Genomic DNA, 14,733 nt, shown 5'->3' with positions numbered 1-14,733 from the left:
TGACCGGACTCGGCCGAGGCATGCTCGAGCAGGAGTAAGCTGGCAGGGTCGGAGCGACAGCCGACCGGACCGCCGCTGGTCAGGGCGTTCGCTGGCCGCCGGCAGGTGCGACGCCGGTCCGACCGGGAGTGGAGCACCTCGGGCCGTCGCGGCAGAGGTGTCGACCTCCGCCACACCGCGGGGATCCTCCGGGCACGATCGAAAGGTCGCCCTACGCGAGGCCGTCCCTCCATGCGCCCGATCGTCTTGGCCGGACGTCGTGGGAGACAGCGGCTGTATGCCATCACCTCCGGTCCGGACGGTCCGGCGTTGGCACGTCCCGGCGGTCGTGGCCCTCCTGCCGCACGTTGCCTATGACGCCGACGCCACGCCTACATCCGGGGCCGGATGTCGTCCGGATCTTCCCGCGCCTCGCTCCCGCGAGGTCGCCACGAACGTCATCGCGACGGCACTATCTCGATGACAGCATAGCTGTTTATTTGTATGCTGCCACGCTGCTGCTTCAGCTGCGAGGGAGTGCCCCATGAGGCGAGACCCTGCGCCCTTGGAACCGGGTTGGGCCAAGCTGGCGACCATGGCGATGGAGAGCGCGAACGAGGCCCTCTCGACCTCGGCCGGGGCAGGGGGCAGCGCACGGCTGCTCAAGGTGGAGGTCCGCCGGAGCCGGGGCCGCCTCCGGCTGCTTTGGCTGATGCAACCCGAGGACCACGATTTGATCGCACGTCTCAGGGACGTCGGACAACGGCTCGCCACCAGATCGGTGGCGACGTGCGAGGTCTGCGGCGCTCAAGTCCCACGCCGAGGGCAGGGGAGGAGGGAGGTGCTCTGCGACGCGCACGACGCACCGTTCTGAGCAGGGCCGACGGCGGCGGCAGGGCAGGGACGGCGCCACCTCGGGAGCTGACGACCTCGTCGGACGTGCTCGGGCCACCCTTCCTCGCAGGGTTTTGCGGAGGTCTGCAGAGCGGCGGGCCGAGGCGCGACGCGTTGGCCGGGAACGGCGCGAGCTCGGCCGCTCCGATCGGTCTGGCGTACTCGCGACGGTCAGGCGCTCCCGCGATGGGGGAGCCGCCCGGTCGTCGGACCCGCAGGAGGCTTCGGCACGTCGCCAACGCCCGCTCCAAGTGGCGTGGCGCCGCCGCCTCGATCGCCGCTCACGTTTGGCGTCGAGCGTCGGGGGAATGGGTCGTCGTTCCCCATCGAGGGAGGATCGAGCATGGCGAGGGGCAGTTCCAAGAGGGTGGTCGGGCGTCACGGGGTTGGCTTCGGACCAACCATCGCAAGCGCCGGGGTCAGGGCATGAGCGTCGACGAGGGAGTGGCCGCGGGCAGGGCGGGCGGGCGCGTCGTCGGTGCCGACCGATGGAGACGCTACGAGTCCCTGGCCGAGGTCGGGACGCCGGCCGGTCTCGCGAGGGAGGTGGCGAGGCACGTCAGGGCAGCTCAGAAGTTGGAGTTCCTCGGCGACGCGCTCGCGGAGTGCGCTGGACGCGTCGCGGCGGTCACGGCCTTGCGACTGGCGTGCACCCCGTCTCGCACCGGGGAGGACCAGGAGGTCAAGGCGGCCGCTTTCGACGGGTGGCTCGCGTCCGCGAGAGGGAGCACTCGCGCCCATCTCGCATTCCTCCTCGAGGCCGCGCTCCGGGCCGAGTGGCGTTCGGGCACGGCAGGGGGGCTGCCCCGCCCGAAGCGCACGACGTTCGACGCCGACTCCTGCGGCACCCGCGCCGACGGGATCGATGGCTCTCAGGCCCCGAACTCCGGGGAGACGACAGCGGACGACGTCGCTCTCTATCGGGCGGCGGTCGGCTCTGCCGATGCCGACGTCGCTTTGGCCAAGGCCATCGACGTGCTGTCCGACCTGACGGTAGTACCGAGGAGGTCGCCCGTGGCCCAGGGCGCCTGGGCCGTCCTGGACGAGATCGCCTTCGGCCTCTGCGTCGTGCCATCGACCTCGCGCGAGGACCGGCTCGACAAGCGCCGGCCGCTGTTGATCCTGTGGCGCACGGTTCGACGACGGCCGTCCACGGCGGCGGTGCTGCGGCGTCTTATCCTACTCGACCGCCAGCGGTGGCCGGGGCCCGTTCGCTGAGCGCCCGCCTTGCCCGTCGCGGTCGAGTGCGTCGGGCCCCTTTGGTGACCTGCTCGCGCCTGCGATGGCTGGTCAGAGGCCGCCGGCCTGACACGAAGGTCGGGGCGACGGCGCCGTCTTCGGCGAACCGCCACCGACGGTTCGCTTCAACCGATCGTGCCGAGCCGGACCTTGGTGGGTCGGCATGGTGGTCGGCCCGTGGGGGCAGCCTGCGGGCCGAGCGCAGGCAGGATGTCGTCGCCCAGGACACCGAGCCGAGAACATGCGGCGCCCGTCCCGCTCGCGGGACGGCCTAGACCCAGGCCTCTGGTGCATTCGAGAACTCCAGCCGACCCACCAGGAGGTCGAGCAACCACATGGCAGTCCGTCCACCCTCGTCCTGCGACACGACGCCGAACGGCACCTTCACCCTCACTTCCGGCTGACCCTCCTCGTCGACCCTAAGCTGGTAGTGCGCTCCGGAAACGGTGAGATAGATAGACTGCTCACCGCGCTTGCCATCCGACCCTCGCCCACGCATCGACCTCTCCACGAGGCAGATGATCTCGGGATCCGCGATGGCGTACGCGACCTCCTCGAATCCGGGGTCGTCGATGCCGTGCCCGATGGCGAACAGGCACGAGGTCCTCCACCGGAAGCGCACCTCGTCGGCGTCGACCGGCTCCAAGGCTAGGACGTCCCCTCGCATCGGAGTACGGCAGGCCGAGTCTCGCGCCGCGCGATCCACGAACACGTGGGGACGCAGGAACTCGCGCAAGGGAGCAAGGTTGGTTCGGAACTCAACGTCCCGCCGCTCCCTGGCCCGCGCAGCGGCGGTGATCACCTGCTCCGCCAGATGGAACCCCATCGCCGTCAGGCGGTAGGCGTCCGCCGGTGTCCGGAACGGCTCGGGCGGCTCGTCTCGCATCATCTAGGTTCTCCCCACTAGTCGCTCACCACGCATCGCCAGACCGAGCGCGGAACGTCTCGGAGCGACACGACGGGACCGCGTGCGGGGCCGAATCGCCACTCCGTTCACCATTCTCGCACGTCGGCCGCCCCCGAGACGCGGCTAGCGAGCGCACGACGTTCGGACGCGAAGACGCCGGCGGCCACCGAGCGCGTGGTCCTCCGGGCTCTCGCCGATCATCTCGCGCGCCCCCGGCTGGCCCGAGCCGCTGGCCAGCCCTAACCCCAGCCTCGCTCGAGCCGAAGCGCTTCCGGTCGCGTTCGTAACGTTGCCGTGCAGCCGGCGCGATCTCACACCGAGGTGGAAACGGCGCCGTTCGGCGCGCTCCTGTCTGGACGTCGAGCCTCTCGCTCCAGGTCCGCCTGTTACTGGGCGATGGTTCGCGTCCTCGCTCCCGAACGGAAACCGAGAGTAGTCGCTCGAGTCGGTCTGCGACGTCGGCGCGACCCTTCACCAACGTCCCAGAACGGCTGCCACTGCGGCCGGAGCGACAGATCTCGGTGGGGCAGGGGGCCTTCTCGACAAAATCGCGGATGCGCACCCGCGTGTTCCGGAGCAGCTTCCCTCGTTCACGACTCAAGGCAATGACGCAATCAAAAGGTTTCGCCCCTTTGGCAGAGACGAATTGAAGGCACAGACAAGCCAGATTCCCATATTCGCATAATATAGATTATGGAACGGTTACAACTATATAAACATCTAATAGTTGATCATAAAATTCAGCATATCTGGTGCTATCACGTTTTCACCGATTCTGTAATCCACGTCTCCATCTCAGGCTGCGCCCACGACAAGAATTGCAGCATCAGGGCCATACTTGTTCCCTACCCTCACTGACGCCGATCGGCAACCCGGAGGATCTGAGCTTCGGCGCCGCATGATCGTGGCGCGAGCCCCCGATCGGTCGGGGCGGAGCAGGGCAGGGCAAGGGAATACAGGAGCGAGGTCGTCAGCGGCGCGCGGTGCCCTACCCTCCCCTCCTCAAGGAAGTGGTCGGCAACCGGTAGACGACAACGAAGGCGGCGAACTCGAGGTCGGGCCTGGGTCCCCTGCCCCGTTTCAGGCATCAGCCACCCACGGACATCGAAGCAGGGGCGGCCTCGATCAGCGTGCCATAGCTTGGCCGCCGCCCACTGCCTGGCAAACCGGGCAGCGACGCTCTCCGATGGTTTGCGGCTGCCGACGGCGGAGAGCGCAGATTGAGATTACTGTAGGTGTAACTGAGCTGTTCGACGTGGCGAGGGCAGAACGCTATGCCGTTCGGGCGGAGAGCGTTTGACACGTGCCTCGCGAGCGCCATGCAGCAGACGAAGCAGGACCCGATCATCTGCGCGTCGTTTGTAACGGGCAGATCTCTAACCCTGTTATCGGGCCGCCACGCTGGCCTCGCCCCTGCGGGTGGCGAGGCCAAGCTGCAATCTTTGTAGGCCATTGAATGTGTCCCACAGCGCACAGGTCTCACAACATATTCTGTGAGGACTTGTTCAAAGCCTAGGGGGTACTCAACCCAACTTAGCTCTATCCCTTCCGCTTAGGGGACTCAACCGACAAGCCTTGCAACGCAGACCGTTGGCCGCAGACGATGAGGCGGCTACGGCCCATGACGCAAGCCTGACGTCGCGCCGCCCCGGGTGTCGAGCCTCGACCGAGACCGATCAGGACCCTTTCGTCTTCTCGTCGTTCCGATCCTTCGTAGGCTCGAAGGTCGGAGAGACGATGCTATGATCGGCTACGCCTCCCCGACCCGCGCCCGCCTCGAACACCGGCTGCTTCTCGACGGGATCGGGAACGGGGACGTGACCCGCACCGGCCTCGAAGGTAGGCCCTGGATCGTGCTTCTTTTCGGAGACGTCGTGTTCGTTGGCTACCATGGGCTAGCCTCCTTGAATTCTCTGACTGTATTCAGAGAATATGGCGCCCAGCTCGGCAAAGGCAATACTCGCGTGGTTGCCAAGTTCAGCGCCGGAGTGCACCCGAAAGCCGCTGCCATGCCGCCTCGTCTACCGGCAAGCCGAACCGTAACCATCGCGGCCGCTCCGCGAACGGCCGCGTCAGCAAACCGGCGTGTGCCAGAGCGTCGAATGTTCCAGCCGCGTCGTCGAACTCCGCGAGGCGGTATAACGTCGTGCCGCCGACCAAAACGGCACCCGCGTCCCGCAGCAAGACGTCAAGCCGCCCGGCGTCCTGCGCGAGACGCGTGAGCGACGACGACGCCCACACATCGTCGGCAAAGGCCCTTGTGCCCACTGCGACGGCGGGACCGCTCACGGCCCAGGGGCCGAAGGCGGCACGCAGCGAGGTAGCGCGATCGGTCGCCGTGACGGCGAACCCGAGCCGTAGACCCGCGAGACCGAAGAACTTGCCGAACGAGCGCAGCACCAAACCGTTCGGCGGAGGCCTGGTAGCGAGACTCCAATCACTAGACACGACGTCCGCGAACGCCTCGTCGACCACCAACAAGCCCACGCGCCTTGCCAGCCTCACCAAAGCGTCGGGCTCGACGAGCCGTCCGTCGGGGTTGTTGGGGTTGACCACGACGGCGACGTCGTAGCCCTCGAGCGCGGCCAGGTCATCGACGACGTCGACCTCGGCGCCGGCGCTACGCCAGGAGCGGGCGTGATCGCCGTAGGTGAACCCGAGGACGCCGACCCGCCGGGCCCGATGCAGACGAGGCAGCCACTGGATCAGCGCTTCCGTGCCTGGCGCGCCTACGATGTTGTCGGGCTCCGCCCCATAGGCGCGAGCTGCCGCCGCCTCGAGGGCACGCGCCGCGGCGGCGCTTGGAAGGGCCGCCCAGGCGTCCATGGGGAGCGACGGAACGGCATATGGTATGGGGTTGATACCCGTCGACAGGTCGACCCAGGGTTCGGGAGCGCCAGGATAGGCGGACCGTGCCGCGGCGAGGTCGCCGCCGTGGTAGGTGAACCGTCCCCGTCCCTCGTCCGTCGCCGTGATGTCACTCTCCATTACCGTACCGCTCTGCTGTCTCGCCTTGGCGATCGAAGCCTTGGTCGGCTATCCGGCCCCGGTGTACCGCGTGCTCGGCCATCCCGTCACCTGGATCGGCGCCGGGATCTCCGCCTTGGAGAGACGCCTCAACGTTCCGACCCATAGCTTCGGCGAGCGTCGCGCGGCCGGCGTGCTGACGCTGGTGGTCCTCCTCACGGTGACGGCGCTCGCGACCGTGCCGGTCCAGCTCGCGCTGGGACGATCAGTCCTAGGCCTTGTCGTGCTTGCGATCACCGCCTCGAGCCTGCCGGCTCAACGCAGCCTCTATGACCATGTCCGCGACGTGGCAGTGGCGCTCGAGCGCGAGGGCCTGGAGGCGGGGCGAATCGCCGCCGGCATGATCGTCGGACGGGACACGGCGGTCCTCGACGAGGGCGGCGTGGCGAGGGCGGCCATCGAGAGCCTCGCCGAGAACTTCTCCGATGGCGTCGTGGCGCCGACCCTCTGGCTCCTCGTCGGCGGCCTTCCAGGATGCGCTCTCTACAAGGTGGTCAACACGGCGGACAGCATGATCGGACATCGCACCGAGCGCTACGCTGCGTTCGGATGGGCAGCAGCACGCTTCGACGACCTCGTCAACCTACCGGCCTCGCGTCTCGCCGCCCTCTGGATCGGAGTCGCGGCAGCCCTCACCGACACCTCCGGTCCAGGAGCATGGGCGGCCGTGCGTCGCGATGCCGCGAGCCACCGCTCGCCCAACGCGGGCTGGCCAGAGGCCGCCATGGCGGGTGCGCTCGGCCTGCGACTTGCGGGTCCTCGCGTCTACGCAGCCGTGACGGTCGAAGATTCCTACATGGGCGACGGGCGCAGGGAGGCGAAGGCGGCCGACATACGCGCGGCGCTAAGACTCTACCGCGTAGCCTGCGTGGTGCAGTTCGCGGTCGTGGCGGGCGTCGCGCTACTCGTTCGCTGACCGGGGACCTCGCTAGCGAGCCAGGGCCAGCATGCGATCTAGGTCCACGTGTTCTTCCAGATGCGCGGCGAGGCCGTCGAGCACGCGCTCGACCTCCGCCTCATAGGCGAAGTCCGTGGGCTCGGCCCCGAGTCGGTGCAGCCAAGCGGCGCGCTGGCGATCGTCGGCGAAGAGCCCGTGGACGTAGCAACCCGCCACCCGCCCGTCGGCCGACGCAGCGCCGTCGCACGTGCCATCCGAGAACCGCAGCACCGGCCGCGCTCGATCGGGTCCGCGCGTTTTGCCCATGTGCATCTCGTAATCCGAGAACGGCTCCCCGTCGGCGACCGTGCGCCCGACGACCGGACGAAGGACCTTGTCGTCTCCCAGGACCGTGTCGACGTCGAGCAAACCCAAGCCCGCGACGGTCCCGGGCGGGCCCTCGAGGCCGAGCGGGTCACCGACGGATCGCCCGAGCATCTGGTAACCGCCACAGAGGCCGAGCACGCGCCCGCCTCGGCGGACATGGGCGAGGATGTCGATGTCCCAGCCCGCGGAACGCAACGCGCCAAGGTCGGCGACTGTCGCCTTCGAACCTGGCAGGACGACCAAGTCGCAGACTGGCAGGGCGGTGCCGGCCCGCACCATCAGGAGGTCGACGTCGGCTTCGAGCTTCAGGGGGTCGAGGTCGTCGAAGTTCGATATGCGCGGCAGGACCGGGACGGCGATCCGCGCCCTGGCGCAGAGCCGGGACTGGATCGCCCGGTCGAGCGCCACCGCGTCCTCGGCCGGCAGGCGGGCGGCGGCGGCGAAGTGCAGCACGAGGCCGAGCGCGGGCCAGCCGGTGCGCTCGGAGATGAACGCCATGCCGTCCTCGAAGAGGGTGGGGTCGCCGTAGAACTTGTTGACGAGGAAACCCGCCACCAGGGCGGCGTCCTCTGGGTCGATCACGACGCTCGTGCCGACGATCTGGGCGACGACGCCGCCTCGGTCGATGTCGCCGATCAGCACCACGGGGACGTCCGCGCGGCGGGCGAAGCCCATGATGGCGATGTCGTTTGCGCGCAGGTTCACCTCGGCGGGCGAGCCCGCCCCCTCGACGTGGATGAGATCGGCCTCACCGGCGAGCCGGCCGAAGCTGTCGAGGACGGCCTCCATGAGGCGGGGCTTCCACGACTGGTACTCGCGAGCCTTGGCGTTGCCGATCACCCGGCCCTGGACGACGACCTGCGACCCGATCTCGCTCTGGGGCTTCAGCAGCACGGGGTTCATGTGCACGGTCGGCTCCACCCCGGCGGCCCGGGCCTGGAGCGCCTGGGCGCGGCCGATCTCGCCGCCGTCGGCCGTCACGGCGGCGTTGTTGGACATGTTCTGCGGCTTGAACGGGCGCACGCGCAGCCCGCGGCGCGCGTAGGCGCGCGCGAGGCCCGCCACGATCAGCGACTTGCCGACGTTCGATCCCGTGCCCTGCAGCATCAGGGCCCGGCACTGCCGCCCGGCGCTCAGAACTCGATCCCCGCCTGCGCCTTCACCCCAGCGGCGAAGTGGTGCTTGGTGGCTCCGAACTCGGTGACGAGATCGGCGGCCTCGAGCAACTCGGGCTTGGCGTTGCGCCCCGTGACGACGACGTGGAGGTCAGGCCGCCGCGCCGCGAGCGCCGCCACCACGTCCGGAACGGGCAGGTAGTCGTAGCGCAGCGCGACGTTGAGCTCGTCGAGGACGACGAGCCGGATGGTGGGATCCGCCGTCAGCTCCAGCGCCTTGGCCCAGGCGGCCGACGCGGCCGCGACGTCGCGGGCCCGGTCCTGCGTCTCCCAGGTGAAGCCCTCGCCCATCGAATGCCAGCGCACGAGTTGCGAGCCTTCGAGCAGGCGCCGCTCCCCGGTGTCCCAAGCTCCCTTGATGAATTGCACGACGCCGACCGGCCATCCGTGGCCGAGCGCTCGCACCACGAGGCCGAAGGCGGCGGTCGACTTGCCCTTGCCCGGGCCGGTGTTGACCATAAGCAGGCCCTTCTCGGCGATGGCCTTGGAGGCGACCTCGGCATCCTGCACGGACTTGCGATGGGCCATCTTGAGCTTGTGGCGGAGGGCGTCGTCGGTCATGGGACCGGCATACATCCAAGCGGTCGCGCCGTCGACACGGCCGCTTGGGACCGACCGCGTCACACACCGGCCATCACCTCGGGGGCGAACGGCGATCAGGCAACGGGCACCCCCGCCTCCGCGAGGAAGGGTCGGAGTGCCGGGTTGAGGTTGCCCGGCCGCCAAGCGACGACGTGTTCAATGACGGGCGCGTCCGCGAGGTCGCGAAAGACCACGTCGGCAACCCCGAGCTTGCGCATGGACTCCGGCACCAAGGCGATCCCCAGGCCTTCGGCGACGAGGCTCAGGATCGTCTGTTGAAGCTGGGTCTCCAACCGCACGACCGGCTCGAACCCTCCAGACCGGCAGTAGCTCAGGATGAGGTGGCGCAGGAGCGGTGCGACCTCCGCCGGTGCCGCGATCAGGGGCTCCCCATGCAGCTGCCGGGCGTCGACCAGAGCACGGCCGGCGAGCACGTGATCCTCGCGCACGACGACGCATAACCGCTCCGTGTGGATCGAGCGGATCCCCAATCCGCGCAGGGGACCCGGGTTGAACAGGATGGCGGCGTCGAACCGTCCGGTGAGGACCGCGTCGGCGAGGGAACTCGGAACGACCTCCCGCAACTGGACGTGCACCTCGGGGTGACTGGCCATGAAGCGCCGCGCCAGCCCCGGCACTACCGTGTGGGCCGCATGCATCATGAATCCGATCGACAGCTCACCGCGTTCGCCGCGCTCGGCCAGCTGCGCGTTGCGGCACGCTTGGTCGAACGAGCTCAGGACTGCCCGTGCGTCCTCGAGGAAGCGCCGGCCGGCGTAGGTCAACGTCGCCTGTCTCGGACGACGCTCGATCAGGACAACGCCCAACTCCCTCTCGAGCGCGGCGATCTGCCTGCTCAGCGGGGGCTGGCTCATGCCGAGACGTTCGGCGGCTCGCCCGAAGTGCAGTGTCTCATCGAGTGCCACGAAGTATCGAAACTGCCGAAGATCGATCATGATACCGATCGGGTATGAGAAAGTGCCACAATCGGCATTGGATGATATCGGAGACCTTCGCTATGTCCAGGTGACCGATCTGGACACGGGACCTCCCAGATGTTGTCGACCCTCACCGTCGTGCTACCCATCTTCGCGCTCATCTTCGCAGGGTGGCTCGTTCGCCGGATCGACGTCGTCGGCCCCCATGCGACCACGGAGCTGAACCTCTTCGTGGTCTGTCTGGCCCTTCCGGCGCTGCTCTTCGACATCGTCGCTCACGCGCGATGGGTCGAGATCTGGCAGCCAGGCTTCATCGCCGCGTTCGGCTGCGGCGCGGCCCTGATCTTCGTTCTGACCATCGCCGTCCGGCTGCGCCGGCCACGGCACCTGGCCGACGCCGCCATCGACGCACTCAACGCGGGCTACGCGAACACCGGCTTCGTCGGTTTCCCGCTGGCGTTAGTCGCCCTCGGCCGCGAAGCCCTAGCCCCGACCCTCATCGCCACGATCATAACCGTCTGCGTCCTCTTCGCGGTCGCCATCGTCCTCATCGAAGCCGGGCTCCAGACCGAGAGCCGCCGCAGGCACCTCGTGTTCAAGGTCGGCCGCTCGCTGCTCCGCAACCCCCTCCTTGTCGCACCCGTCCTGGGGGCGCTCGTCCCACTCTGCGGCTTGGACGTCCCCGTTCCCGTCGAGAGCTTCCTGAAGTTGCTGGGCGCCGCCGCCTCGCCCTGTGCGCTCGTCGCGCTCGGCCTCTTCCTGGCCGCGAAGCGGAAGACCGCCGAGCAGGACTTCGGCTCGACGGCGCTCCTGGTCGGATTCAAGCTCGTCCTTCAACCGGTAGTGACTTGGGTCCTGGCGAGCGTGAGTTCAATCTGTCCCCGTTGCTCACCCACTCAGCCGTCCTACTCTCCGCCCTACCGACCGGAACCGGAACGTTCATGCTGGCAGAGTACTACCACCGCGAGGCGGACATCACGTCCAGCGTCGTCCTCGCCTCCACCGTCGCGTCGGTCCTGACGATCAGTGGCTACCTCGTGATGGTTGGCTGACGAGTCGTCACCGACCCGAACGGTCGAAGAGGTCGTCTCGACGGAATAGAATATGGACGCCACAGGCGATAACGGGTCGCTGACCCCTCAAGGAGAGGAAGCATGAACGAACAGATCAAGACGGTCGGCGTGATCGGCGCCGGCCAGATGGGCAGCGGCATCGCCCATGTCGCCGCTGCCGCGGGCTTCGGCGTCGTGCTCAACGACCTGTCGCGAGAGCGGCTGGACGCCGGCCTCGCCACCATCGGCAATGCGATGTCACGCCTGGTCAAGAAGGGCGACCTGACCGAGGAAGCCCGTGCCCAGGCGCTCGGCCACATCACCGTGGCGACGGATCATGCGGCGCTCGGCGGCTGCGACCTCGTGATCGAGGCCGCGACCGAGAACGAGGCGGTCAAGCGCCAGATCTTCTCAACGCTCTGCACCTCGCTCAAGCCCACGACCCTGCTTGCCTCCAACACGTCCTCGATCTCCATCACCCGCCTGGCCTCCGCGACGGATCGGCCGGAGCGCTTCATCGGAATCCACTTCATGAACCCCGTGCCGCGCATGCAGCTCGTCGAGCTGATCCGCGGCATCCAGACGGCGCCCGAGACCTTCGAGGCCGCCAAGGGGTTCGTCGACCGGCTGGGCAAGACCTGCACGGTGTCGGAGGACTTCCCGGCTTTCATCGTCAACCGCATCCTGCTGCCGATGATCAACGAAGCCGTCTACGTGCTGCACGAGGGCATCGGCAGCGTCGAGGCGATCGACACGGCGATGCGGCTCGGCGCCAACCACCCGATGGGGCCACTGCAGCTGGCCGACTTCATCGGCCTCGACACCTGCCTCGCCATCATGCAGGTCCTGCACGAGGGCTTGGCTGACTCCAAGTACCGCCCCTGTCCGCTCCTGGTGAAGTACGTCGAAGCCAACTGGCTGGGCCGCAAGACGCAGCGCGGCTTCTACGACTACCGCGGCGAGCAGCCGACGCCGACGCGCTGACCGCCGTCCGCGAGGTCAACCGGGTTCCAGGGCCACGCTGGCGAAAGGCCCGGCGACGTCTAGCCTGGTCTTGCCCGCGGCCGTCGCGCCATCCATTCTAGCCGCGGTCGCTCGACCAAGCCGGCCCGCCTGGGCGTCACGACGCGGCGTCGCAAGGCCGCGTCGGTGCGCGACACGCTGGCCCGGCGAGTTCGGTACTGGGGTCATCCCGGACCTCCACCGAGAAGGGGCACAGGTCGTGGTAGTTCTCAATCGCATCTATACGCGCACCGGCGACGAAGGGACGACGGCGCTCGGCTCGGGCGAACGCCGGGTCAAGTCGGACTTGCGCATCGCCGCCTACGGGACGGTGGACGAGTGCAACGCCGCGATCGGACTCGCGCGGCTCGCGGCCGTGTCCGAGTCTTCCGCCCTCGATGCCATGCTCGGACGCATCCAGAACGACCTGTTCGATCTCGGGGCTGACCTCGCGACCCCTGCGGTCGACGGTGAGGCCGAAGGGTCGCGCCTTCGTATGGTGCAGGCTCAGGTGGATCGATTGGAACGGGAGATCGACGACCTCAATGCCGCCCTGCAACCACTCCGCAGCTTCGTGCTGCCCGGTGGCACGCCGGCTGCGACGCACCTCCACCTCGCCCGTACGATCTGCCGCCGCGCCGAACGGCAGATGGTGGAGTTGAAGGTCGTGGCCGAGGAGCCGGTCAGCGCGGCTGCTCTGGGGTATGTGAACCGCCTGTCGGACTTCCTCTTCGTGGCTTCCCGCCACTGCAACTCGCTCAGGGATGGCGACGTGCTGTGGGTTCCCGGCCAGAACCGCTAGTCCGGTGTCCGGAGCGGACGCACGTCCCCCGCCGTCCGATCTGGCACCACCGGGACGTCGTCGTAGGCGTCGGGCCCGGAAGGCCTCGAAACGCGAGGCGTCTGACGCTCGTCACCTCGACGTCGACGCCATCCCTCGCGATCAGGATCCAGCCTCCCAGGCCGGTTTGCGTCGCGGCCGGCTTGAAGGTGGATGACGACGGCCCGCCACAAACCCACGGCGCGCGTTGTTGAGGACTGATCTCGACTTCATCGAAATCGATGACCATTCGATTGCGGCATCTCAAATGAAGCCAAGTCGATTGCTTGACCACGTCGGCTCGGATAACCTGAATCTGATGGTGCCCGGAAGGGCTTGAAAGGGAACGCGGAAGGGGGCGCATGCCCCCCTGCCGCGGCTGCCCCCGCAACTGTGAGCGACGAGCTTCTCCCATGAAGCCACTGGACCCCGGGGTCTGGGAAGGCGGGAGCGGCGCCGACCCGCGAGCCAGGAGACCTGCCATCGATGGTGTCAGAGCGGAACGTCGGGCGGGGTGCCCTGGCGTGCGGAGCCGAACGCAGGCCGAGCGACCGTGATGACGTGCGACATCGAGAACCACGTCTCATGCTCAGAATCATCACCGGCCTGCTCGACGAAGAGACGTCCGGGCTTCGCGGTCGCCTCGTGGCGATCTACGGCCTGCTCGCCGTCCTCAACCTCGGCGCCTGGGGATGGGCGTTATTCGCGTTCCGCGCCACCCCGACCCTGCTCGGCATCGCTCTGGTGGTCTATGGTCTGGGACTTCGCCACGCCGTAGACGCGGACCACATCGCCGCCATCGACAACGTCACGCGCAAGTTGATGCAGGGCGGGCGCAAGCCGGTCGCAGTCGGCTTCTTCTTCGCCCTCGGTCATTCCATGGTCGTTGTGCTCGCCTCCGCGGCCGTCGTGGCGGCTGCGACGGCGGTCGACGGCTTCGAAATTCTGAAGGGTGTCGGGGGTGTCATCAGCACGGGCGTGTCCTCGGCCTTCCTGCTGTTGATCGCGGCCATGAACGTGGCGATCTTCGCCGCGGTCTACCGAACCTATCGGCGCGTGCGGGCCGGCGGGACCTACGTCGAGGAGGACCTCGACATGCTGCTGAACAATCGCGGGTTCCTGTCACGCCTGTTCAGGCCCGCGTTTCGCATGGTGAGCCGCAGCTGGCACATGTTCCCGCTCGGCTTCCTGTTCGGGCTCGGCTTCGACACGGCGACGGAGGTGGCGGTGTTCGGCGTCTCCGCGGCTCAAGCGGCCAAGGGCGTCCCACTCGCGGCGATCATGGTGTTCCCCGTGCTGTTCGCCGCCGGCATGTCACTTGTGGACACCACGGACGGTGTGTTGATGCTCGGCGCCTATGACTGGGCTTTCGTCAAGCCCATGCGCAAGCTGTTCTACAACATGACCATCACCCTGGTGTCCGTCGTCATCGCCGTGCTGATCGGCAGCATCGAGGCGCTGCGGCTCATAGGCGATCAGCTCGACCTCAAAGGCGTGTTCTGGGACAGGATCGGGGCCCTGAACGACAACTTCAACGCTCTCGGCTTCGCCATCATCGGCATATTCGCCTTCGCCTGGGCACTCTCCTTCGCGATCTACAGGCTCAAACGCCTCGACGAGGTCACGATCCGTACCGTCGACGGAACCTGATGCTCCGCCATCGATGTCTTCCAGCGCGTCTGGGATCCGTCACGGTGTTGAGGGGAACCTCGCGGCGGCTCCGTCGCGGGGAGGTGAGCGTACGGTCGCTCGGAAGCCGTGTCTCACGCAGCGACAGTGTCATGAAGCGTCGCCCCATCCCGGTCGGTCGGTCCCGGTGCCCCGGGAGGCGACGTCTTGCCGGCAGGGCGATCG

General features: G+C 68.0%; 11 protein-coding genes, 1 pseudogene and 1 riboswitch. Of the genes and pseudogenes, 6 read left to right on the top strand and 6 right to left on the bottom strand.

Features of this window, described 5'->3' with window-relative positions:
* The first annotated feature begins 1,299 nt into the window (after positions 1-1,299).
* Entirely contained in the window at positions 1,300-2,091 is a 792-nt protein-coding gene (locus tag D3272_RS13325) for a hypothetical protein (protein WP_129219685.1), read from the top strand.
* Between the two features lie 292 nt (positions 2,092-2,383).
* Here the strand turns inward: D3272_RS13325 and D3272_RS13320 are convergent, their stop codons facing one another.
* The 3 genes from D3272_RS13320 to cobD all read right to left on the bottom strand — a co-directional run bounded on the left by D3272_RS13320 (position 2,384) and on the right by cobD (position 6,007).
* On the bottom strand, positions 2,384-3,001 hold the full coding sequence (locus tag D3272_RS13320) for a hypothetical protein (protein WP_129219684.1): 618 nt from the start codon (positions 2,999-3,001) through the stop codon (positions 2,384-2,386).
* Between the two features lie 1,694 nt (positions 3,002-4,695).
* Positions 4,696-4,911: a hypothetical protein gene (locus tag D3272_RS13315; protein WP_129219683.1), complete on the bottom strand. Its 216-nt coding sequence runs from the start codon at positions 4,909-4,911 to the stop codon at positions 4,696-4,698.
* Positions 4,912-4,996: 85 nt separating this feature from the next.
* Positions 4,997-6,007: a threonine-phosphate decarboxylase CobD gene (cobD, locus tag D3272_RS13310; protein WP_129219682.1), complete on the bottom strand. Its 1,011-nt coding sequence runs from the start codon at positions 6,005-6,007 to the stop codon at positions 4,997-4,999.
* On the opposite strand from cobD, the gene cbiB reads away from it, so the two are divergent.
* Positions 5,994-6,962: an adenosylcobinamide-phosphate synthase CbiB gene (cbiB, locus tag D3272_RS13305; RefSeq protein WP_129219681.1), complete on the top strand. Its 969-nt coding sequence runs from the start codon at positions 5,994-5,996 to the stop codon at positions 6,960-6,962. The two genes, cobD and cbiB, sit on opposite strands and share 14 nt — an antisense overlap.
* 12 nt (positions 6,963-6,974) lie before the next feature.
* Here the strand turns inward: cbiB and D3272_RS13300 are convergent, their stop codons facing one another.
* The 3 genes from D3272_RS13300 to D3272_RS13290 form a co-directional block, all read right to left on the bottom strand.
* Positions 6,975-8,417, bottom strand: coding sequence for a cobyric acid synthase (locus tag D3272_RS13300; RefSeq protein WP_129219680.1), 1,443 nt, complete (start codon positions 8,415-8,417; stop codon positions 6,975-6,977).
* Positions 8,418-8,443: 26 nt separating this feature from the next.
* Positions 8,444-9,046 (bottom strand): cob(I)yrinic acid a,c-diamide adenosyltransferase, encoded by a 603-nt coding sequence (gene cobO, locus D3272_RS13295; protein ID WP_129219679.1) that lies wholly within the window; start codon positions 9,044-9,046, stop codon positions 8,444-8,446.
* A 95-nt stretch (positions 9,047-9,141) separates the two neighbouring features.
* The gene (locus D3272_RS13290) at positions 9,142-10,023 is read right to left on the bottom strand and encodes a LysR family transcriptional regulator (protein ID WP_129219678.1); all 882 of its coding nucleotides are present in this window, start codon (positions 10,021-10,023) and stop codon (positions 9,142-9,144) included.
* 99 nt (positions 10,024-10,122) lie between these two features.
* On the opposite strand from D3272_RS13290, the pseudogene D3272_RS13285 reads away from it, so the two are divergent.
* The 4 genes and pseudogenes from D3272_RS13285 to D3272_RS13270 all read left to right on the top strand — a co-directional run bounded on the left by D3272_RS13285 (position 10,123) and on the right by D3272_RS13270 (position 14,529).
* Positions 10,123-11,057: pseudogene (locus D3272_RS13285) on the top strand (AEC family transporter).
* Positions 11,058-11,159: 102 nt separating this feature from the next.
* Positions 11,160-12,041: a 3-hydroxybutyryl-CoA dehydrogenase gene (locus D3272_RS13280; protein WP_129219676.1), complete on the top strand. Its 882-nt coding sequence runs from the start codon at positions 11,160-11,162 to the stop codon at positions 12,039-12,041.
* A 238-nt stretch (positions 12,042-12,279) separates the two neighbouring features.
* Positions 12,280-12,861, top strand: coding sequence for a cob(I)yrinic acid a,c-diamide adenosyltransferase (locus tag D3272_RS13275; RefSeq protein ID WP_129219675.1), 582 nt, complete (start codon positions 12,280-12,282; stop codon positions 12,859-12,861).
* Positions 12,862-13,182: 321 nt separating this feature from the next.
* Positions 13,183-13,378, top strand: a riboswitch (cobalamin riboswitch).
* A gap of 86 nt (positions 13,379-13,464) precedes the next feature.
* Positions 13,465-14,529, top strand: coding sequence for a HoxN/HupN/NixA family nickel/cobalt transporter (locus tag D3272_RS13270; protein WP_129219674.1), 1,065 nt, complete (start codon positions 13,465-13,467; stop codon positions 14,527-14,529).
* Positions 14,530-14,733: the final 204 nt, after the last annotated feature.

The sequence above is a fragment of the Lichenibacterium ramalinae genome, from assembly GCF_004137085.1.
Lineage (GTDB): Bacteria > Pseudomonadota > Alphaproteobacteria > Rhizobiales > Beijerinckiaceae > Lichenihabitans > Lichenihabitans ramalinae.
This window is presented reverse-complemented; position numbering and strand designations above follow the sequence as displayed.